Source organism: Dyella sp. 01N448, from assembly GCF_056399225.1.
In genome coordinates, this window is the sequence record NZ_JBFTQX010000002.1 from 62,936 (window position 1) to 81,248 (window position 18,313).

At 63.5% G+C, this 18,313-nt stretch carries 17 protein-coding genes; 12 read left to right on the plus strand and 5 right to left on the minus strand.

What is annotated here, in order from left to right:
• Positions 1-95: 95 nt before the first annotated feature.
• The gene (locus AC1DKY_RS02700) at positions 96-893 is read right to left on the minus strand and encodes a helix-turn-helix domain-containing protein (protein WP_441602181.1); all 798 of its coding nucleotides are present in this window, start codon (positions 891-893) and stop codon (positions 96-98) included.
• A 194-nt stretch (positions 894-1,087) separates the two neighbouring features.
• On the opposite strand from AC1DKY_RS02700, the gene AC1DKY_RS02705 reads away from it, so the two are divergent.
• Positions 1,088-1,696: a carbonic anhydrase gene (locus AC1DKY_RS02705; RefSeq protein ID WP_441602182.1), complete on the plus strand. Its 609-nt coding sequence runs from the start codon at positions 1,088-1,090 to the stop codon at positions 1,694-1,696.
• Between the two features lie 458 nt (positions 1,697-2,154).
• Here AC1DKY_RS02705 and AC1DKY_RS02710 read toward each other — a convergent pair whose 3' ends face one another.
• Positions 2,155-2,460 (minus strand): hypothetical protein, encoded by a 306-nt coding sequence (locus AC1DKY_RS02710; RefSeq protein WP_441602183.1) that lies wholly within the window; start codon positions 2,458-2,460, stop codon positions 2,155-2,157.
• Between the two features lie 50 nt (positions 2,461-2,510).
• On the minus strand, positions 2,511-3,794 hold the full coding sequence (locus AC1DKY_RS02715) for a LysR family transcriptional regulator (protein WP_441602184.1): 1,284 nt from the start codon (positions 3,792-3,794) through the stop codon (positions 2,511-2,513).
• Between the two features lie 269 nt (positions 3,795-4,063).
• Here AC1DKY_RS02715 and AC1DKY_RS02720 point away from each other — a divergent pair, with 269 nt between their 5' ends.
• The 6 genes from AC1DKY_RS02720 to AC1DKY_RS02745 all read left to right on the plus strand — a co-directional run bounded on the left by AC1DKY_RS02720 (position 4,064) and on the right by AC1DKY_RS02745 (position 10,441).
• Positions 4,064-4,921, plus strand: coding sequence for an amidohydrolase family protein (locus AC1DKY_RS02720; RefSeq protein ID WP_441602185.1), 858 nt, complete (start codon positions 4,064-4,066; stop codon positions 4,919-4,921).
• Entirely contained in the window at positions 4,918-5,817 is a 900-nt protein-coding gene (locus tag AC1DKY_RS02725; protein ID WP_441602186.1) for a substrate-binding domain-containing protein, read from the plus strand. Before AC1DKY_RS02720 ends, AC1DKY_RS02725 begins: the two co-directional genes overlap by 4 nt.
• A gap of 61 nt (positions 5,818-5,878) precedes the next feature.
• Positions 5,879-7,159 carry a C4-dicarboxylate transporter DctA gene (gene dctA / locus AC1DKY_RS02730; protein WP_441602187.1) on the plus strand — a complete coding sequence of 427 codons (1,281 nt, stop codon included), beginning with the start codon at positions 5,879-5,881 and terminating at the stop codon, positions 7,157-7,159.
• Between the two features lie 84 nt (positions 7,160-7,243).
• Positions 7,244-8,713 carry a carbohydrate porin gene (locus AC1DKY_RS02735; protein ID WP_441602188.1) on the plus strand — a complete coding sequence of 490 codons (1,470 nt, stop codon included), beginning with the start codon at positions 7,244-7,246 and terminating at the stop codon, positions 8,711-8,713.
• A gap of 20 nt (positions 8,714-8,733) precedes the next feature.
• Complete coding sequence (locus tag AC1DKY_RS02740; RefSeq protein WP_441602189.1) at positions 8,734-9,405, plus strand: 4-carboxy-4-hydroxy-2-oxoadipate aldolase/oxaloacetate decarboxylase; 672 nt, start codon at positions 8,734-8,736, stop codon at positions 9,403-9,405.
• A 13-nt stretch (positions 9,406-9,418) separates the two neighbouring features.
• Positions 9,419-10,441: an amidohydrolase family protein gene (locus AC1DKY_RS02745; RefSeq protein ID WP_441602445.1), complete on the plus strand. Its 1,023-nt coding sequence runs from the start codon at positions 9,419-9,421 to the stop codon at positions 10,439-10,441.
• A 28-nt stretch (positions 10,442-10,469) separates the two neighbouring features.
• Here AC1DKY_RS02745 and AC1DKY_RS02750 read toward each other — a convergent pair whose 3' ends face one another.
• Positions 10,470-11,171, minus strand: a complete 702-nt coding sequence (locus AC1DKY_RS02750; protein WP_441602190.1) for a CerR family C-terminal domain-containing protein — start codon at positions 11,169-11,171, stop codon at positions 10,470-10,472.
• A 97-nt stretch (positions 11,172-11,268) separates the two neighbouring features.
• Between AC1DKY_RS02750 and AC1DKY_RS02755 the strand changes: the two genes are divergently transcribed.
• The 5 genes from AC1DKY_RS02755 (at position 11,269) to AC1DKY_RS02775 (ending at position 17,260) form a co-directional block, all read left to right on the plus strand.
• Entirely contained in the window at positions 11,269-12,408 is a 1,140-nt protein-coding gene (locus AC1DKY_RS02755) for an HlyD family secretion protein (protein ID WP_441602191.1), read from the plus strand.
• Positions 12,401-13,981, plus strand: a complete 1,581-nt coding sequence (locus AC1DKY_RS02760) for an MDR family MFS transporter (protein WP_441602192.1) — start codon at positions 12,401-12,403, stop codon at positions 13,979-13,981. The genes AC1DKY_RS02755 and AC1DKY_RS02760 overlap by 8 nt, the downstream gene beginning before the upstream one ends.
• A gap of 11 nt (positions 13,982-13,992) precedes the next feature.
• Positions 13,993-15,465 carry an efflux transporter outer membrane subunit gene (locus AC1DKY_RS02765; protein WP_441602193.1) on the plus strand — a complete coding sequence of 491 codons (1,473 nt, stop codon included), beginning with the start codon at positions 13,993-13,995 and terminating at the stop codon, positions 15,463-15,465.
• A 141-nt stretch (positions 15,466-15,606) separates the two neighbouring features.
• The gene (locus AC1DKY_RS02770; protein WP_441602194.1) at positions 15,607-15,798 is read left to right on the plus strand and encodes a hypothetical protein; all 192 of its coding nucleotides are present in this window, start codon (positions 15,607-15,609) and stop codon (positions 15,796-15,798) included.
• Between the two features lie 133 nt (positions 15,799-15,931).
• On the plus strand, positions 15,932-17,260 hold the full coding sequence (locus AC1DKY_RS02775) for an Nramp family divalent metal transporter (protein WP_441602195.1): 1,329 nt from the start codon (positions 15,932-15,934) through the stop codon (positions 17,258-17,260).
• Positions 17,261-17,275: 15 nt separating this feature from the next.
• Here AC1DKY_RS02775 and AC1DKY_RS02780 read toward each other — a convergent pair whose 3' ends face one another.
• Positions 17,276-18,205 (minus strand): LysR family transcriptional regulator, encoded by a 930-nt coding sequence (locus tag AC1DKY_RS02780; RefSeq protein WP_441602196.1) that lies wholly within the window; start codon positions 18,203-18,205, stop codon positions 17,276-17,278.
• Positions 18,206-18,313: the final 108 nt, after the last annotated feature.

Here is an 18,313-nt window from a genome sequence, read left to right on the forward strand (position 1 = left end):
TCGAATAATACGGGCATATGCTCTTATATCCAAAATAAGGGTGTATGCTCGTAGTTGCAAGGGATCCACCAGCCTTGACGCAATCGGATGTCGTCTCAGGTGCGGTGCCAGGATTCGGTGGGCTCGTCGACCGGACACAGGCATTCCAGTCGAAGCTCCTGCGGCCCCGGTGCCCGCGGCGTTCCCACGGTTGTCACCAGGGAGAAGTAGCTGAGTCTTAGTTCGCCATCGAGAAAAGTAAGCGGAACCACCGGCAACTCCGCGGCATCGCCGTCAACGGCGCCTTCGTCGACGTCGGGATAAGCGCGCAAAGCGGCGATGAGTTCGTGCAGCCGGTCGTCGATGAGGCCTCCCACGGCTTCGCGCCGCACGCGCTGGAACATCGCCCGCGAGAACGCGGGCCAATCCCCAACAAAGGGACGCAATCCCTGCGGGTCGAACAGCAAGTGCAGCACATTGCGCGGGCGCGGCCAGCGATCGAGATCGATGAAACGGCCGAAGAGCTGTCGCACGGCGTCGTTCGCCATCACCACATTCCAATAGCGATCCATCACCAGGGCCGGATAGGGCTCGTGTTGCGCCAGCATGCGTTCGAGCGCCCGCTGGACGGTCGACAAAGACCGGGCGTCCCACGCGTCATCCTGATACTGCGGCGCATAGCCGGCCGCAAGCAGCAGCTGGTTGCGTTCTCGAAAAGGCATGTCCAAACCGTCGGCCACCGCCATCAACGTGTGCCGGCTCGGCGAGCTGCGGCCGCTCTCGATATAGCTGAGGTGGCGCTGGGAGATTCCCGTATCGAACGACAACTCCTCCTGGCTCTTGTTGCGCATGCCGCGCCACGCTTTCAACAGTCTGCCCAATTCACCCGTGGTTGAAAGGCTTGCCTTGATCACGTTCGATTCCTCGCTGGCGATGGCTGCTCTCCTGTGTCACGGGAGTTGGCCTGCCAACAGTGTACCGATGCCGTGCCGGCGGCCTTATAACCTCCGAGGTTATTGAGATGCCGTAGCACCCTGCTCACACTCCTCTTCACCGATCCACCGATGCGCACGGAACGGGTCGGCTTTCTCAGGTCCAGGAGACACGTATGAGCAAGAACCAGGGCAAATTCAGCGAATTTGTGTTCAGTGCGCAGGAAGGTTTCAACGAGCCGGCAATGCGCGAAGCTTTCTCGCATGCGGTGCCACTGAAGACGGTGGTGATCTATTGCCTCGATCCCCGTGTCACCGGGATTCCCGCCGCTGTTGCCAGGCATTTGGGGGACGAGGTTTACCCCGGTGACGTGATCCTGGATGCCGCGGGGAACCGCGTCGGCTCCACCACCACCCTGGCTGCGGTCAGTGTGGCCGCCGGCCGGGCCATCGATGCATTGCGTTCGGTTTCCATCCTCCAGCACCTGTTCGGCATCAAGCGCGTGGTGGTGGTTCATCACTCCAACTGCGGCGCTACCTCGTACTCGGCCGAAGGCATCGTCGACGCCTTCCGGCATGAACACGGCGCGGATATCTCGCACGCTTACGAGACTCAGAGCGTGTGCATCGACGACTTTGAAGCATCCCTCAAGCATGACGTCGGCGTACTCCGGGCCAGTCCGGGTACGCCGAGCCACGTCGATATCTTTGGCTACTTCTACAACACCGACACCGGTGAGATCACCGAGGTCGTGCGGGACATCCACCAAGCCGTGGCAGCCTGAGTAAAACAGGGATGGAGGTCGTCAGTTGAGGATAACTACCTCCGTCCCCTTTCTACGATGATGCGAACCTTGATGCGTAGCGCGCAAGCTCCGCCGCCATCGTCAATCCCACCGGACGCGCTCCCACCACCAATACCTGTGTGTTCATCACTCGCTACTCCGATCGTCATCTCAGTGCGTGAAGGGCCTTTCAAAGGCGAAGGCAGCGTCAGCCGCGGAAGAAATCGCCCGCCTCGAAGCCATATTAGTCGCTTGATTAATCTATTAATCGTTCGATTAATTATTGCAGGCAAAGCCCCGTGCAAGGCGGGCTGCCAGGATGTCGCAGCCCGCTCAGGCCAGGTGGCAACCTGGATCTCGCCTCGCGTCGAGAGCGCTTGCTGAGCGGCGATTCATTGGATCAACGCGCCGGGCAAACAGAGAAAAGGACTGACCGAATGCGCAAGCCCGCCGATCGCTCACGCCCCCGGCGCCAGCATCCCGGCGATGGCGAGCACGATGCCAAGCAGCCCGACGAGGCGACTGCTGAGGCCGCTGCCTCCCGCAGGCATGGCGCGAAACGCCTGGTAGATCTGGGGAAGGGTCGCGCTGCTCCTGATGTTGGGAAGCAGGCCAAACGCCTCGTACCAAGCCGAACAAAGCAGTGAGCAGGCGAACAAATAGGATCGGGGCGGATCGAAATGCAGCAGGCACCAAGGGGCGAGCACGAGCGCGATCATCGCGCCCCGCAACTTGTTCCATGCAAATCCGTTTGTCTGGCCCATCGCACGCCCCTTCCCTCTGCAGCCCGTCCATGGTGTGGCGTGCGCCACGATCAGTGCAAGTCCTCGACATCCCAGCGATCCGTGGATGCATTGACTTCGATACGAACACGCACGTCCGCGCGCTCAGTGCGCTCGGCAGCCATCTCCCGCGCCAGCGTAGCGAACTGCTCCTGCAAGGGTGTCGGCCGCCAGTCGCTGCGGCGAGTCATCGCGATGCGCCGACGCAGGACGCCGCCCTCGATGGGGATTTCAGTCAGCGCGCCAGCCTGGCGCTCGAACATGAACTGGTCCAGCGACATCAGGCTCAACCAGTCGCCTTTGAGCATGAGCCCGCGCGTCACCAGGACGGAGCTGCATTCGATGCGCGGCGTCGGCGGCTCGATGCCGTTGACGCGAAACAGCGTTTCCCAGTTGCGCCGCATCGGCACGCCGGGTGCCGGCACGGCCCAGGGATAGGCGAGCAAGTCGTCGATCGCCACCCGTTCTTGCTGTCGCAGCGGATGGGCGCTGTTGCCGACGATGAAGAGCTCGTCATCGAACAAGCCCTCCTGTTCTACGTCGTTGGCCGGCGCAGGATGGCGCATGGCGCCGCCGATCATCAGGTCGATATCGCCATGGCGCAACGAGGTGAGCAGCTCGCCATACGGCGCCTCGCGCACATCCACCGAGGCAGACGGATGTTCTTGCGCGAATCGCGCGAGCAAGTCCGGCAGAAACACCGCGCGCGCCATCGGCAAGGTGCCGATGCTGATGCGGCCGCCGCCGTATTTGCCGGCCGCGATTTCATCGACGCCGGTGCGCAGCTCCGCCAACATCAGGCGAACGAAGCGCACGAATCGACTGGCCAGGTCGGTGGGCCGCACGACGCGTCCTGCTCGCACCAGCAATTCCGAGCCCAGCGCATCCTGCAGCTCGCGCACGGCGCGATACACCGCCGGCTGCGATAGCGCGATCTGTTCTGCAGCGGTGGCGTAGCTGCTGCATTGAACGACGGCCACCAGGGCGCGCAGCTGGACCATGCTGATGCGTCGCTCGATCTGGTTCAGCGGCGCCAGACGCGCCGAGCGGCGCACCAGGCGCACGCCGTGAGTCAGATAGCGCAACGCGCGTTCCACGCGAATGATCCAGGCCCGTCCACTGATGGTCGGGCGCGTGCCGTCGACCTGCCGTTCGAACAAACGGATTTCGAGATTGCGCTCCAGCTTGCCCACGGCCTGCGTCAGCGCCGGTTGCGAAAGACTGACCTGCTCAGCCGCCACGCTCATGCTGCCGGCGCGTGCAATCACGCTCAGTGCATCGAGGTGGCGAAGATTGAGGGAGTAAATCTTATCCATGCGCAATCAATAGTATTTACTTATGTGTCAATAATAAAACGAATTTGGCAACACCAGTGTTTCGGCGCAGATTCCGCTCACGACCGGAGAGCGAAAAAACTCTCTCGTAACAATCGATATCAATCTCGAAAGTCGCGCCAGCGTTTTTCAATGACGCAACGCAGCATCAAAAGGCGCCGATCCCCCCACTTTCGCTGATCTATCCAATGTTGCGACGCAAGAAAGAAACGCCCTTCCCCGCGAACGCCGATAGTGAACTGACTGCGCCCATGAAGATCATCGATTCCCACCTGCACGCCATCGCCTCCGACACGACCACCTACCCGAAAAACCCGATCGGCGGCCATCAGTCCGAGTGGTCGCAGCAGCGTCCCGTCGATGCAGCAGGCGTGATCAAGGCGATGGACGCCGCGGGCATTGCCAAGGCCGTGGTGGTGCAGGCGTCCACTGTGTACGGGCACGACAACCGCTATGTCGTCGATACGGTGCGCGCTCATCCCGATCGACTGACCGGGGTGTATTCAATCGATGCGCTGGCGCCCGATGCGGTCGAGCGGATCGATCATTGGGAAGCACAGGGCCTGCACGGTTTTCGCCTGTTCACCACCGGCACCACCATGCCCGGTCAGTCCGATTGGCTGGGCCACAAGGATTCCTATCCGGCGTGGGCGCATGCAGAACGCAAAGGCATTCCTGTCTGCCTGCAGATGACCATGCAAGGCCTGCCGACGCTGCGCACGTTGCTGGAGCATTTCCCTGGTGTGCGCGTGCTGCTCGATCATTGCGCCCGCCCGGACCTGGACGATGGCGTGCCGTACAAAGCGGCGCAGATGCTGTTTGAGATGGCCCAGTTCGACGGCGTGCATCTGAAGCTGACCAATCGCACGCTGGCGGCGGCAGCCAAAGGCCTCTCCCACCCCATCGATTTCCTCGAAAAGCTGGTGAGCACGTTTGGCGCCGAGCGCATTGCCTGGGGCTCCAACTTCCCCGCTGCGGAGGGCTCGCTGCATGAACTGGCGACGACGGCGCGCGATGTGCTGTCCAGCCTGCCGCCGCCGATGCAGGCGATGATCTTCGGCGGCACGGTCCAGCGCATCTATCCGGCGCTGGCGGGAGTATCGGCATGAGTCAGCCGGCCCATCTGCAGACCGTGTTGAAGACCACGGCCCTGACCACACCTCTGAAGAACGGCACGCTCAAGAGTGACCACGTGGTGCTCGACTTCACCGAGATCAGCCCGATCCACAAGGCGTTTGCGCCGATGGTGCGCGAGGCGGCGTTCGACATCTCGGAGCTGGCCATCGTCACGGCGCTGCAGGCGATTGCCTATCAGCGCCCGGTAGTGTTGCTGCCCGTGGTGGTTGCCTCGCGTTTTCAGCGCGGCTGCCTGGTTTCCTATCGCCCGCATGGCGAGCTCAAGCCTGAACAACTGCGCGGCAAGCGCGTCGGCGTGCGTTCGTATACGCAGACCACGGGCATGTGGGTGCGCGCGCACCTGGTCGAGGATGCCGGGCTTGCAACTTCTGACATCCATTGGGTCACCCACGATCCGGCACATGTCACGCAGTATCAGGACCCGCCGTTCGTGGAACACCCTGCCCATGGCAAGGACTTGCTGGCCATGCTGCACGATGGCGACATCGACGCGGCGATCTTCGGCAATGATCTTCCCGAGGGCGACGACTATGTACCGGTGATCGCCGATGCCAAGGCCAAGGACCTGGCCTGGGCGCAGCTGCACGGCTTTGTGCCGATCAACCATGTGGTCGCGGCCAGTGCCGAGACCTGCCGGCGCGAGCCGGACGCCGTGCGCGCCGCTTATGCCCTGCTGGTGGAGGCCGAAGGCCGGCAGCAGGTGTCCGCCGCAGGTCCGCGCAAGACGTTGTCTGGCTTTGATGCCTTGTCCGGTCCCCTGGATTGGATCATCGACGCCTGCTTGGAACAGGCACTGCTACCGCGCAAGCTTGGCCTCGACGAGGTGCTGGGTCCCGCGCACGCTTTGCTCGAAGGCAAGTCGGCCTGACATTGCGCCATAGCGCCAACGCGATCCCTTACCAGAGTTCAGTTTCCAGATGACCCGACCGGTGAACCTCCAAACCCATCTGACGTCGCAGCGGCACCCGCTCTATCGCGACCTGACCTTCCAGGTGGTGGTGGGCATCGTGCTCGGCGTGCTGGTCGGTGTGGTATGGCCGAACATCGGTGCCGCGCTGAAGCCGCTGGGCGATATCTTCATCCGCCTGATCCAGATGGTGGTGGGGCTGATCATCTTCTGCACGGTCACGCACGGCATCGCCAGCGTGCGCGACATGGGCAAGGTGGGTCGCATCGCGCTCAAGGCGATGGTGTATTTCGAACTGGTCACCAGCGTGGCGCTGGTGATCGGCCTGGTCGCGGTCAATGTACTCAAGCCCGGCGTGGGCATGCATGTCGACCTCGCCACGCTCAAGCAGGGAATGGATGCGACGGACCACGTCGCAACCGCACCCCAGGGCTTTGGCGACTTTCTTACGAATCTCGTGCCGACCTCGGCGCTGGGCGCATTCAGTCGCGGCGATATCCTGCAGGTGCTGCTGTTTTCCGTGCTGTTTGCCTGCGGCCTGGCCAGCCTTGGTGAAAAAGCGCAGCCGGTGCTGCGCGTGGTCGATGCCACCCAGCTCGCATTGTTCTGGATCATCCGCCAGGTGATGAAGATTGCGCCGATCGCGGCATTTGGCGCGATCGCCTTCACCACCGCCAAGTTCGGCGCCGCCAGCTTGTTGCCGCTGGCGAAACTGGTGGGCGTGTTCGCGCTGACCTGCGCGGCCTTCCTGCTGCTGGTGCTCGCACCGATTTCGTACGTGTGCGGCTTCAGCCTGCTCAAGCTGATGCGCTATATCCGCGAGGAGCTGGTGCTCGTGCTTGGCACCAGTTCCTCGGAAAGCGTGTTTCCGCAGCTGACTGAAAAGCTGACCCGTCTTGGCGTGAACGAATCGGTGGTCGGCATGGTGCTGCCCACGGCCTATAGCTTCAACCATGACGGCACCTGCCTCTACTTTGCGGCAGTCACGGTGTTTCTGGCGCAGGCCACCGACACCGCGCTGGGCTGGCAGGGGCAGCTGGGCCTGCTGTTGATTTTGCTGGTCACCTCAAAGGGCGGCGCGGGCGTATCGGGCTCGGCCATCGCGGTCCTGACCATGACGCTGGCGGCGACCAAGACCATACCCGTCAGCAGCGTCGCCTTGATTCTTGGTGTTCATCGCATTCTGTCGGCGGGCTTTGTGTTCGTGAACATCGTCGGCAATTGCGTGGCCACCGTAGTGGTTGGCCGCTGGGAACAGGCAGTCGATCGCGAACAGTTACAAAAAGAACTACACGCGGGTTAACAGGACGTCGGCCTTCAAAACAACATGTGTCTCGCGGCACCTGACGGCGCCGCGGCGGGGAGGAGTTTGTCAATGAAAAGGTCGATGACACGTCAATCGCTGTATCTTGGTCTGCTCGCCGCCTTGCTGATGCCTGCCGCTCATGCGCAGGACACGCAGGCAACGGCGGACAGCGGACCGGGCGCCAACTGGGCCGACGGCTATGCAGCCGCGCAGGCCGATGCGCAGCCAGGCGCCGTCGCTCCGGCCGACACGCTCGCTCCCGCACAGCCGCCTGCGCGTGAGCCAGGCCTGCCTCGCGCGGCATGGGTGCAGAACCTGATCGACGACGGCGTCAACATCCGCGCCAGCCTGGTGGATCAATTCGCCAAGAACACCACCGGCGGCGTCGCCCAGGGCAGCCATAACGTGGGCCAGTTCTACGTCGGCGCAGATCTCGATCTGGGCAAGATCTGGGGATGGACGGGGTCCACCTTCCACTTCACCGTCTATCGCGACTACGGCCTGAGCCTCAACGCGCTGGTCACCGGCACCTATACCAAGCAGCAATACATCTACAAAAACCCCTATACGCGCTGGCATCTGGGCTTGTTCTCGTACGAGTACAAAGGCCTGGACGACAGGCTGGATATCCAGGTCGGCCGCCTGGGCAGTACGACGTACTTCGGCCACCTGGTGGTGAACTGCCAGTTCACCTCCGCCAACACCTGCGGCGAGCCGCGCATGCTGGTTTCCGAAACCGGCCTCAGCCTGCTGCCGTCGGCGACCTGGGGCGGCAACGTGAAGTACAAGACCACCGAGAACACTTACGTCGACGTCGGTGCGTTCGAAGTCAATCCCACCGTGCAACCCAGCAATGGTCTGAACTGGGGCATCGAACATGCCACCGGTTACACCGTGCCGGTGGAATTCGGCTGGGTGAAGAATGATCCGCGCACGGAGCAGTTTCCGTTCGAGCTGAAGGGCGGCGCTTATGTGAGCACCGCTCCCCTGACCGACATCGACATGAACACGCGCGGCCAGCCGCTGGGCATCAAGGGCGGCACCGCTGCCACCGATAACCACGTGCGCGACGGCATCTACCTGATGGGCGACAAGGTGATCTGGCGTCCGGATCCGAGTTCGCCGCGCAGCTTCAACGTGTTCGGCGGCTGGGTGCAGCAGCTGGAGCAGCAGGAAATCATGCGCCAGCAGATCTATGCCGGCTTTGTGATGACCGGGCCGTTCGCCTCGCGTCCGTACGACACGCTCGGCCTCAACATCTCGGAGTTTGAGTTGACCACGGCCGAGCGCGACTTTCTTGCCGAGGAGCGCGCCAAGCTCGGCGGCAGCGGCTGGAACGCCCGCCACCAGACGGCTGCCGACCTGACCTACAGCTACCACATCGTCAAGGGCCTGGAGCTGATGCCGAGCGTGCAGTACATCGTGCACCCGGACAACTCCGCCATTCCGAAAACCGCGGTGTTGCCGAAGAACCTGCTGGTCTATGCCATCGGCCTGCGCATGGACATCGGCGTACTGATGGGCTTCAAGCCTGCCGCCGCCAACGATTGATGTTCGAAAGAGGATGAGACATGTCTGTCGTAGTAACCCACATCGAACGTGCCGACGCCAACGTCATTGACGGCCTGGCCAAGGTCGGCGTCGCCACCGCACACGAAGCACAGGGCCGCAGCGGCCTGATGCACTCCAGCCTGCGCCCCATCTACGGCGGTGCACGCATCGCCGGCTCGGCGGTCACGGTGCTGATGCCGCCCGGCGACAACTGGATGATGCATGTGGCGATCGAACAGTTGCGCGAAGGCGATCTACTGATTGCCGCCACCACCAGCCCCTGCGAAGACGGCTATTTCGGCGACCTGCTGGCCACCTCGGCCAAGGCGCGCGGCTGCCGGGGCCTGATCATCGATGCGGGCGTGCGCGACGTGCGCGATCTCACTGCCATGGGTTTCCCGGTGTGGAGCCGGGCCATCCATGCACAGGGCACGGTCAAGGAAACCCTGGGCTCGGTCAACGTGCCGGTGGTCTGCGGCGGCGCCCTGGTCAACCCAGGCGATGTGGTGATTGCCGACGACGATGGCGTCTGCGTCGTGCCACGAGCCAGCGCCGCACGGATACTGGAACAAGCGAAGGAGCGCGAGGCGCGCGAAGAAGCGAAGCGCGCGCGCCTGGCTGCAGGCGAACTGGGCCTGGATATCTACGACATGCGCGAGCGCCTGGCCAGCAAGGGCCTCACCTATGTCTGAAACAACGCGCCCCCTGATCATCGATTGCCACGGTCACTACACCACCGCGCCAAAGGGCCACGATGCGTTCCGCGACGCACAGCTGAAGCACTTTGCCGATCCGTCGCAACCCGTGCCGGCCTACCCCGCCATCTCCGATGACGAGATTCGCGAGAGCATCGAGACCAACCAGCTGCGCCTGCTGCGCGAGCGCGGCCTGGACATGACCATCTTCTCGCCACGCGCCAGCACCATGGCCCACCATCAGGGCGACGAGGCTGTCAGCCAGGTGTGGACGAGCCATTGCAATGACTTGATTGCGCGCGTCGTCGGGCTCTATCCGGAGACCTTCATCGGCGTATGCCAGCTGCCGCAGTCACCCGGCGTCACCATCAGGCATTCGATCGCCGAGCTGGAACGCTGCGTCAACGAACTGGGCTTCGTGGGCTGCAACCTCAATCCCGATCCATCCGGTGGTCATTGGAACGGGCCGCCGCTGACCGATCGTGCCTGGTATCCGTTCTTCGAGAAGATGGTGGAGCTGGACGTGCCGGCCATGGTTCATGTGTCGGGCAGCTGCAACGCGAACTTCCACGCCACCGGCGCGCACTACATCAACGCCGATACCACGGCCTTCATGCAATTCCTGCAGGGCGACCTGTTCAACGATTTTCCCAGCCTGCGTTTCGTGATCCCCCATGGCGGCGGCGCGGTGCCGTACCACTGGGGCCGCTACCGCGGCCTGGCCGACATGTTGAACAAGCCACCACTGAGCGAGCACGTGATGAAGAACGTGTACTTCGATACCTGCGTATATCACCAGCCCGGGATCGATCTGCTGTTCAAGGTGATCGACGTCAAGAACATCTTGTTCGGCTCGGAGATGGTGGGCGCCGTGCGCGGCATCGATCCCACCACGGGCCATTATTTCGACGACACCCGCCGCTATATCGAAGCGGCGAACCTCTCTGCCGAAGAGCGGCACCAGGTGTACGAAGGCAATGTCCGTCGCGTTTATCCGCGGCTGGACGCGCAGCTCAAAGCACGCGGCAAGTAAGCCGCCCAGGCGCCAAACGCGCCGACGATCAGCCCCGCACCTGCCAGCTCTCCAGCAGGGTGCGAGTCTGCTCCATCACCGTCGCCTTGAGCATGGCGCCCTTGGTGGCGTCGATCTCCTTCCACCCCAGGGCGTCCAGGCAGGCGCCCGGAGGATGGAAGAACGGCAGGATCTGGCCCTTGAGGGTGAGCAGGCGTATCCGCGTGATCGGATCGCGGGTAGTCGTGCCGGTGATACGCGCCAGCAAGCTCAGGCGCAGCTTGTTCAACGGCTGCTTGAGCCGCCGCTCCAACAGTTGTGAGGCCACCAGCGGCTCATCGCCCGCCACCTCGCGCACCATGAACAGGCGCCGCTTGGATGCCTGGCTGTCGGTCAGCACCATGTCCAGCACCACCTCGTGGATGCCAAGGAAGGCGTCGATCAGCTCAGCCGCACTGGCCTCGCCTTTCAAAATGCCTGCCGCCTGTCGCATGGCAGGCTCGAATCGGCCACGGATGTCATCGGCGATGAACTGGGCGCAGGCCCGGTAAACCCCTTCCTTGTTCTCGAAGTAGTACTGCAGCGCCGGCGCATTGACGCCGGCCGCCGCCGCGATATCGCGGGTGGATGCGCCCGCGTAGCCATGCTCGCCGAACAAGGCCACGGCCGCGTCGATGATGCGCTGGCGCGTTTCATCGCCGCGCGCATAGCCTCCGGCCGACGAGTGCCGAGGACGCTTGGATGGGCTCATGCACGGTTCTCCTGCTTGCTCCTGCCAAATATAACATTTGACAAAGTTATTCCAATCGGAATAAATCTTCCAGCTGGAATATATTGGACACGCCCTCATGCCCGCCCCCTCCGGCTCCACGCCCGGCGAAGTAAAGAAAGATCCCACCGTCCCCAGCTCGCGCCGCTCCAAAGCGGGCAAGATTCTGCTGCCCGTCGCCATCGTCCTGGCCGTCATGGGGGTGCTGGCCCTGGGCTACTGGTGGGTGGTCGGCCGCTATATGCAGAGCACCGACGATGCCTACCTGCGCGCCGACAGCATGACCGTGGCGCCCAAAGTCAGCGGCTATGTCACCGATGTCTACGTGGGCGACAACGCCACGGTGAAGGCCGGTGATCCACTGGTGCGCCTGGATGGACGCCAGTACCGCGCGGCGCTCGACCAGGCCCAGGCCACGGTCGATGCGCGCCAGGCGGATATCCAGCGGGCGCAGGCCGCCATCCTGCAGCAGCGCGCCGCGATCGAGCAGGCCAGGGCCCAGCAGCTGACCGCCCAGATCAGCAGCAGCCACGCCGACGACGAAGTGCGCCGCTACGGCCCGCTGGCCACCACCGGCGCCGAGAGCAGCGACCAACTGTCCGTGCTCACCAGCAACCGCGACCAGGCCAGGGCGACCCTGGCGGCCGACACCGCTGCGCTCGACCAGGCACAGGCAAAGATCGCCGATCTCAACGCACAGATCGCCCAGGCTCGCGCGCAACTCGAAGCCGCCCAGGCCTCGGCGCGGCAATCGAAGCTCGACCTCGACGACACCTTGATCCGCAGCTCGCTGCCCGGGCGCGTGGGTGATCGCACGGTGCGCGTGGGTCAGTACGCGCAGCCCGGCACGCGGATGATGACGGTGGTGCCGATCGAAGGCGTTTATCTCACCGCCAATTTCAAGGAGACGCAGATCGGCCAGATGCGCCCGGGCCAGCACGCCAGCGTGCGAGTCGATGCGCTGCCCGATACCGAGCTGCAAGGCGTGGTCGAGAGCTTTGCACCCGGCACCGGCGCGGAATTCGCCCTGCTGCCGCCCGAGAACGCCACCGGCAACTTCACCAAGATCGTGCAGCGCGTGCCGGTACGCATCCGCCTGGAAGCCGACGAGCAAACCCGCAAGCTGCTGGTGCCGGGCTTGTCGGTGACGGTGAAGGTGGACACGCGTCAGGCGCACGAGGACGGCAAGGTCGCATCCGCAGAACGCCGTCATGGCTGAGGCAGCCGCCCAGCCTGCCGCGCATCCTGAGCGTGCCAGCGTCGCGGACTGGATTGCCGTTGCGGCCGGCTCGCTGGGCGCGTTGATGGCGACGCTGGACATCTCCATCACCAACTCGGCCCTGCCGCAGATTCAGGGTGAAATCGGCGCCACTGGCACCGAAGGCACCTGGATCTCCACCGGTTACCTGATGTCGGAGATCGTGATCATCCCGCTCGCCGCGTGGCTGACCCGTGTGTTCGGCTTGCGCAATTTCCTGCTCGGCTGCGCTGTGCTGTTCATCCTGTTTTCGATGATGTGCGGCATCTCGACCACGCTGATGGCGATGATCATCGGCCGCATCGGCCAGGGCCTCACCGGCGGCGCGATGATCCCCACGGCGCAAACCATCATCCGCAGCCGCCTGCCGATGTCGCAGCTGCCGATCGGCATGACCGCGTTCGGCCTGATCGTCTTGCTCGGTCCGCTGCTGGGCCCGGTGCTGGGCGGCTGGTTGACGGAAAACATCAGCTGGAGCTGGTGCTTCTTCATCAACCTGCCGGTGTGCATCGGCCTGATCGTTCTGCTGCTCGTCGGTTTGCCTTCGGACAAGCCGCACTGGGAGGCCTTGCGAAAAGCCGATTGGCTGGGCGTGTTCGGATTGGCGATCGGACTGAGCTCGCTGACCGTGGTACTGGAAGAAGGCCAGCGCGAGCGCTGGTTCGAGTCCAGCATGATCATCTGGCTCAGCCTGCTGTCGTTTGCCGGCATGGTCTTGATCGCGATATCGCAGTTCACGGCCGCCAAGCCGGTGATGCGCCTGAGCCTGCTGAAGAACCCGCGCTACGCCAGCGTGATCTTTATCGTGCTGGTGGTGGGAGCGGCCTTGTACGGCGTGATCTATGTGATTCCGCAATTCCTTGGCCTGATCGCGGGCTACAACGCCGAACAGTCGGGCTGGGTCATGCTGGTATCGGGCGTACCGGCCTTCATGATGATGCCGATCTTGCCGCGCCTGCTGGGCAAGGTGGATTTCCGCATCCTGGTGATCACCGGCCTGCTGTGTTTCGTGGGCAGCTGCATGCTCGACATCCACCTGACGGCCCAGTCCGTCGGCGATGACTTCTTCTGGTCGCAGCTGGTGCGCGGCGCCGGCCAGATGCTGGCGATGATGCCGTTGAACCAGGCTTCGATGGCGGCGGTGTCGCGCGAGGAATCAGGCGATGCGGCCGGCATCTACAACATGGCGCGCAACTTGGGCGGCTCGATCGGCCTGGCCATCATTGGCACCGTCATCGACCGGCGCAACACCTTTCATGTGGCGACCATCCGCGAATCGCTATCGGCCAATTCCGTGCTCGGCCAGGATCGTATGGCAGCCAACGCAGCGAGCTGGTTCGCGCAAACCGGCGACATGACCTACTCGAAGATGCGTGCGCTGGCTCAACTGGCCCAGCAGATCCAGCAGCAGGCCCTGGTGATGACGTATTCGGAAATTTTCTATGTGCTGGGCATGGCCCTGCTCTGCTGCATACCGCTCGCCTTGCTGCTGAAGACACCCCGCTACCACGCGCCGGCAGCGACGGGCCACTAAGGATGTTTGTGATGACTACGATTCCATCGCGCGCGCCGCGCACCTTGCTGCTGGCGCTGCTTGCCTCGATCATGGCGCTTTCGGGCTGCACGGTCGGCCCCGACTACCGCGGCGCCCCCGATGTACCCGGTAGCCATGGCAATGCCTTTGTACGTGCACCAACGACAGGTCTCGCCACTACACCCGCGCCCAGCCAGTGGTGGACCACGCTCAACGATCCGCAGCTCAATGCGCTGATCGACGCAGCACTGGCACACAACCCCAACCTGCAGGCGGCACAGGCGCGCCTGCGGCAGTCGCGCGAGCAACTGCTGCAACAACGCACGAAAGCCCTGCCCAACCTGTCGGTGGACGCGGCAGCCGTGCGTGTGCGCGAGCCGGATCTGTCGCTGCTGCAGTCGTCCAACAACAACGGGCAAAGCGGCCAGGGCACGAACACCTCCAGTGGGCGTGGTCCGCTGCAGTTGTATACGGCTGCGTTCGATGCCTCCTGGGAGCTGGACCTGTTTGGCGGCGTGCGACGCGCCACCGAGTCCTCATCGGCGCAGGCCCAGGCCGTCGAGGCGGACTTCGCCGATGCCCAGGTGTCGTTGGCCGCCGAAGTGGCGCAGGCCTATATCGGCTTGCGCGATCAGCAGCAGCGCCTGGTGTTGGCGAATCAGTCGACCGATCTCGCGCAGAAGACGCTAGAACTGGTGCAGCAGCGCCGTGCACGCGGCGTCGCCGCCGATGCGGACGTCGAGCGGCAGACCACTCAGGTTGAAAACACGCGCGCGACCCTGATTCCGCTGGACGAGCAGATCACCGAATCGCTCGATCAATTGGCGGTGCTCACCGGCCAGGCGCCGGGGGCGCTCGACCAGGAACTGTCGAAGCCGACCGCACTCCCGATCTTGCCGGCTGCGGTACCCATCGATGATCCGGCAAGCCTGCTGCGACAGCGCCCGGATATCCGCGCTGCCGAGCGTCGACTGGCCTCGAGCAACGCGCAGATCGGCCAGCACACTGCCGATCTGTTTCCCAAGGTGACCTTGATGGGCTTCCTCGGCACCACCGGCGTAAACCCTGCCGACCTTGCGAAGAAGAGCGCCCTCACCTGGCTGGGCGTGCCTTACCTGCAGTGGAATGTGTTCGATTTCGGCCGCACCCACAGCAGCATCCGCCAAGCCGAGGCCGGCCGCGATGAAGCCGTCGCGACGTACACACAGACCGTGCTCGCCGCGCTGCAGGACGCCAATAACGCCCTGTCCCGCTACGGCCACCAGCGCGACAGCGTGGCGCGCATGCAGCAGATCGAGGCATCGGCCAATCGCTCCGAGCGCTTGATGCATCAGCGCTACGGCGCGGGCGCATCCTCGCTGATCGACCTGATGGATACCCAGCGTACGCAGTTCACTGCACAACAAAACCTGATCGAAGGACAGGCCGATCTGCTCAAGGACTTTGTGTCATTGCAGAAGAGTCTTGGGCTGGGTTGGCAATAAGCACGACAGTGATGTACCACCAGGCTATCGACGCCGCGCTCACGCATAGGTGTCGAGCCAAACGCTCACAAAAGTCCTGCACTCGCGTCACGCGGCGCCCTGGAACATGCAGCCTTGTTCTGCACGACGCAGGTGCTGCCCATGTCAAGCAAAGATCGAAAAGACGTTCCTCATCCGCACGACCATCAGCCTGCACAAGTAGAAACGCCGGCTGAGCGGGAGGCTCGCAAGAAGAAGGAATCGGAGAACCATGAGGAAGCGCTGGAAGAAACTTTTCCGGCCAGTGACCCGGTGTCTCCGTTCATTCCGGCCAAGCCGCCGAAGGACGACTGAGAACAACTCACGCGCGGCGACGCACGAGGCGTCGCTGTCGCGACACTGACGCCCTTCACCGAACGCCGGCCTCGCACTCTCCACCACGTCACAGATGCGGGCTCACGATGCCTTGAATGATCGGAGCAACCACATGAGTGCCGAGGGCGACGAGGTCATCCTGGAGCCGCTGGCAGACGGCGGCGCGCCAGCATCCAAGAGCGGCAAATCCCAGGCGTGGTGGCAACGCCTGAGTGCGGGCTTTGTGACCGGCGCAGCAGACGACGACCCCAGCGGCGTCGCCACCTACTCGCAAGTCGGCGCGCGATTTGGCTACGCGCTGCTGTGGATCGTGTTTCTGACCATACCGCTGATGATCGCGATACAGATGATCAGCGCTCGCGTGGGTCGCGTGACGGGTCGCGGCCTGGCGGACAACCTGTCACGCAATTTTCCACGCTCCGCGGTGTGGTCGCTGGTGTCTCTGTTGATCGTCGCCAATGTGATCAATATCGCAGCGGACATCGCCGCGATGGGCGCTGCCTTGCAGTTGCTTGTCGGCGGCTCCGCGGTCGCGTTCGGCGTTGTCCTGGCGTTGATCTCGACGGGCTTGCAGGTGTTTGTTCCCTTCGCGAAATATTCGCCCTACCTCAAGCTGCTGGCCTTGAGTCTGTTTTCCTATGTGGCGACGGCCTTCGTGGTCAAGGTGCCGTGGGGTGAAGTGCTCAAGTCCACCCTGCTTCCGCACCTGCAATGGAACGTGGCGTATCTCACGGCGATTGTCGCGGTGCTTGGCACCACCATCAGTCCTTACCTGTTTTGCTGGCAGGCAGCGCAGGAGGTGGAGGAAATACGCGAGAGCGATGAGCGCGAGCCACTGAAGCACGCCGACGCGCAAGCGCCCGACGCGCTCAAGCGCATCGCCATCGATACCAGCGTTGGAATGATTTTCTCGAATCTGGTGGCGTTCTTCATGATCGTCACCGCGGCGGCGGTGCTGCATGCGCACGGCAAGACCGATATCCAGTCGACCGCTGAAGCCGCGCAGGCATTGAAGCCTGCCGCGGGCCGCTTCGCCTTCTCGCTGTTTTCGCTGGGCATCATCAGCACCGGCATGCTGGCGGTTCCCGTGCTGGCCGGCGCGACCGCGTTTGCCGTGGCGGGCGCCCTGCATGCGCCCTACGGCCTGGCGCACAAGCCCGGGGATGCCAAGGTGTTCTACGGCGTCCTGGTCGCCGCCATGGCGGGCGGCGTCGCTTTGATCTTCACCCCGATCGATCCGATCAAGGCGCTGTACTGGAGCGCTGTCGTCAATGGCGTATGCGCCGTGCCCTTGATGGCGGCGATCATGATCGTCGCCAGCCGCGGGCAGACCATGGGCAATCATGTGGTGAGCGGCTGGCTGCGGCGCTTCGGTTGGTTGGCGACGGTGGTGATGGGAGTGGCCGCGATCGTGATGTTTGCCACGCTGGGCAAGAGCTAGCGGACGCTCGTCAGCTTACTTGCGTTCGTCAGCAAACAGGTGAGCACTCATGTAATCGAGGAACACCCGCAGCCGCGGTGAAATATGCCGGTGCGACGGCCAGACGGCGCGAAAGACGTTCTGATACTCCAGCTGCCCGGACAGCACCGGCTTAAGCAGACCAGCCTCGATGGCTGCAGTCACCGAGAAATCCGGCACGCAGGCAATACCGCCACCTTCGATGGCCAGTTCGAGCATGGGCGCGATGGTGCTTGCCGACACGGCCACCGGCACGACAACGTCCAGTCCCTTGTCCGATTGACGGAACGGCCAGCGCTCGAGCTTGCCGGTGGATGGAAAGCGATGATGGATGCAAGCATGCCCAGCGAGATCGCCAGGCATCTTCGGCACGCCCGCACGCTCAAGGTAAGAAGGTGAAGCCACCAGCACTAGGTGATAAACGCCAAGCCGGCGCGAGATCAGTCGCGAATCCACGCCCTCGCCGGTGCGGATGGCTACATCGAATCCTTCGTTGACGATATCGACGAGGCGGTCGCTGTAATCGAGATCCAGCTCGATATCCGGATACATGGCCATGAATCCGGCCAGCACCTTGCCGAACAGGCCGCTCAGATACGGCAGGCTCACTCTCAGCTTGCCACGGGGCGAGGCCTGGTTGCCGGCGAGTTCGCGTTCGACGCTGTCGATCTCCGACAACACGCGGCGGCAGCTTTCAAGGAAGACTTCGCCATCGGGCGTCAAGGAAATGCTGCGTGTGCTGCGGTGAAACAGCCGCACGCCCAGGCTGGCCTCCAGCCTCGCCACGGTCTTTCCCACCGCCGATGCGGTCAGGCCAAGCACACGAGCCGCCTGGGTGAAACTGCGCGTTTCCGCCGCCTGCACATAGGTCGCCAAAGCGCTCAGACTGTCGAGCGAATCCGTGTCTGCTTTGGTGGATGTGGCCATGGCAGGAGCACTTGGCATGGATGCTTCACCCTAGGGATGCGCTGATCTATGCCGCGTGAGCGGCATCCGGGTATCCGAGGCCGGCCTGACCGGCCCCGGTGCGATAGA

What these genes read in the sequence shown, in the direction of transcription:
- AC1DKY_RS02740 (WP_441602189.1), top strand. Translation starts at nt 8,734, where the DNA reads ATGTCTGTCGTAGTAACCCACATCGAACGTGCCGACGCCAACGTCATT.
- AC1DKY_RS02770 (WP_441602194.1), top strand. Translation starts at nt 15,607, where the DNA reads ATGTCAAGCAAAGATCGAAAAGACGTTCCTCATCCGCACGACCATCAG.
- AC1DKY_RS02735 (WP_441602188.1), top strand. Translation starts at nt 7,244, where the DNA reads ATGACACGTCAATCGCTGTATCTTGGTCTGCTCGCCGCCTTGCTGATG.
- AC1DKY_RS02755 (WP_441602191.1), top strand. Translation starts at nt 11,269, where the DNA reads ATGCCCGCCCCCTCCGGCTCCACGCCCGGCGAAGTAAAGAAAGATCCC.
- AC1DKY_RS02720 (WP_441602185.1), top strand. Translation starts at nt 4,064, where the DNA reads ATGAAGATCATCGATTCCCACCTGCACGCCATCGCCTCCGACACGACC.
- AC1DKY_RS02710 (WP_441602183.1), bottom strand. Translation starts at nt 2,460, where the DNA reads ATGGGCCAGACAAACGGATTTGCATGGAACAAGTTGCGGGGCGCGATG.
- AC1DKY_RS02725 (WP_441602186.1), top strand. Translation starts at nt 4,918, where the DNA reads ATGAGTCAGCCGGCCCATCTGCAGACCGTGTTGAAGACCACGGCCCTG.
- AC1DKY_RS02705 (WP_441602182.1), top strand. Translation starts at nt 1,088, where the DNA reads ATGAGCAAGAACCAGGGCAAATTCAGCGAATTTGTGTTCAGTGCGCAG.
- AC1DKY_RS02750 (WP_441602190.1), bottom strand. Translation starts at nt 11,171, where the DNA reads ATGAGCCCATCCAAGCGTCCTCGGCACTCGTCGGCCGGAGGCTATGCG.
- AC1DKY_RS02765 (WP_441602193.1), top strand. Translation starts at nt 13,993, where the DNA reads ATGACTACGATTCCATCGCGCGCGCCGCGCACCTTGCTGCTGGCGCTG.
- AC1DKY_RS02775 (WP_441602195.1), top strand. Translation starts at nt 15,932, where the DNA reads ATGAGTGCCGAGGGCGACGAGGTCATCCTGGAGCCGCTGGCAGACGGC.
- AC1DKY_RS02780 (WP_441602196.1), bottom strand. Translation starts at nt 18,205, where the DNA reads ATGGCCACATCCACCAAAGCAGACACGGATTCGCTCGACAGTCTGAGC.
- AC1DKY_RS02760 (WP_441602192.1), top strand. Translation starts at nt 12,401, where the DNA reads ATGGCTGAGGCAGCCGCCCAGCCTGCCGCGCATCCTGAGCGTGCCAGC.
- AC1DKY_RS02715 (WP_441602184.1), bottom strand. Translation starts at nt 3,794, where the DNA reads ATGGATAAGATTTACTCCCTCAATCTTCGCCACCTCGATGCACTGAGC.